The sequence below is a fragment of the Metapseudomonas phytobenefica genome, from assembly GCF_043392685.1.
In the GTDB taxonomy this organism is placed as follows: Bacteria; Pseudomonadota; Gammaproteobacteria; order Pseudomonadales; family Pseudomonadaceae; genus Metapseudomonas.
In genome coordinates, this window is the sequence record NZ_JBHZGM010000075.1 from 1 (window position 1) to 1,407 (window position 1,407).

The following is a 1,407-nucleotide window of genomic DNA, read 5'->3' on the forward strand; positions in this document are numbered from 1 at the left end:
TTCCGTGACACCGAAATCCGCGCCCCGCGTGGCAACAAGCTGAACGCCAAGAGCTGGCTGACCGAAGCGCCGCTGCGCATGCTGATGAACAACCTCGACCCCGAGGTGGCGGAGAACCCGAAGGAACTGGTGGTCTACGGCGGCATCGGTCGCGCGGCGCGCAACTGGGAGTGCTACGACAAGATCGTCGAGACCCTGAAGGAACTGAACGAAGACGAAACCCTGCTGGTGCAGTCCGGCAAGCCGGTCGGCGTGTTCAAGACCCACGCCAACGCCCCGCGCGTGCTGATCGCCAACTCCAACCTGGTGCCGCACTGGGCCACCTGGGAACACTTCAACGAGCTGGACGCCAAGGGCCTGGCCATGTACGGCCAGATGACCGCCGGCAGCTGGATCTACATCGGCAGCCAGGGCATCGTCCAGGGCACCTATGAAACCTTCGTCGAGGCCGGTCGCCAGCACTACAACGGCAACCTGACCGGCCGCTGGGTGCTCACCGCCGGCCTCGGTGGCATGGGCGGCGCCCAGCCGCTGGCCGCGACCCTGGCCGGCGCCTGCTCGCTGAACATCGAATGCCAGCAGAGCCGCATCGACTTCCGCCTGCAGACCCGCTACGTCGACGAGCAGGCCACCGACCTGGATGACGCCCTGGCGCGCATCGCCCGGTACACCGCCGAAGGCAAGGCGATCTCCATCGCCCTGCTGGGTAACGCCGCCGAAATCCTGCCGGAGCTGGTGCGCCGTGGCGTACGCCCGGACATGGTCACCGACCAGACCAGCGCCCACGACCCGCTGAACGGCTACCTGCCGATCGGCTGGACCTGGGAACAGTACCGCGACCGCGCACAGACCGAGCCGGCTGCCGTGGTCAAGGCCGCCAAGCAGTCCATGGCCGTGCACGTGCAGGCCATGCTGGACTTCCAGAAGCAGGGCATCCCGACCTTCGACTACGGCAACAACATCCGCCAGATGGCCAAGGAAGAAGGCGTGGCCAACGCCTTCGACTTCCCCGGCTTCGTGCCGGCCTACATCCGTCCGCTGTTCTGCCGCGGCATTGGCCCGTTCCGCTGGGCCGCACTGTCGGGTGACCCGCAGGACATCTACAAGACCGACGCCAAGGTCAAGGAACTGATCCCGGACGACGCCCACCTGCACCGCTGGCTGGACATGGCCCGCGAGCGCATCAGCTTCCAGGGCCTGCCGGCGCGTATCTGCTGGGTCGGCCTGGGTCTGCGCGCCAAGCTCGGCCTGGCCTTCAACGAAATGGTCCGCAGCGGCGAACTGTCCGCGCCGATCGTCATCGGCCGCGACCACCTGGACTCCGGCTCGGTCTCCAGCCCGAACCGCGAAACCGAAGCCATGGCCGACGGTTCCGATGCCGTTTCCGACTGGCCGCTGCTCAACGCC

Annotated in this window: 1 protein-coding gene; it reads left to right on the top strand. The window is 67.2% G+C overall.

What is annotated here, in order from left to right:
• Positions 1-1,407 (top strand): urocanate hydratase (hutU, locus tag ACFW0B_RS25775; protein ID WP_449151792.1); only part of this gene is annotated, 1,407 nt, incomplete at both ends.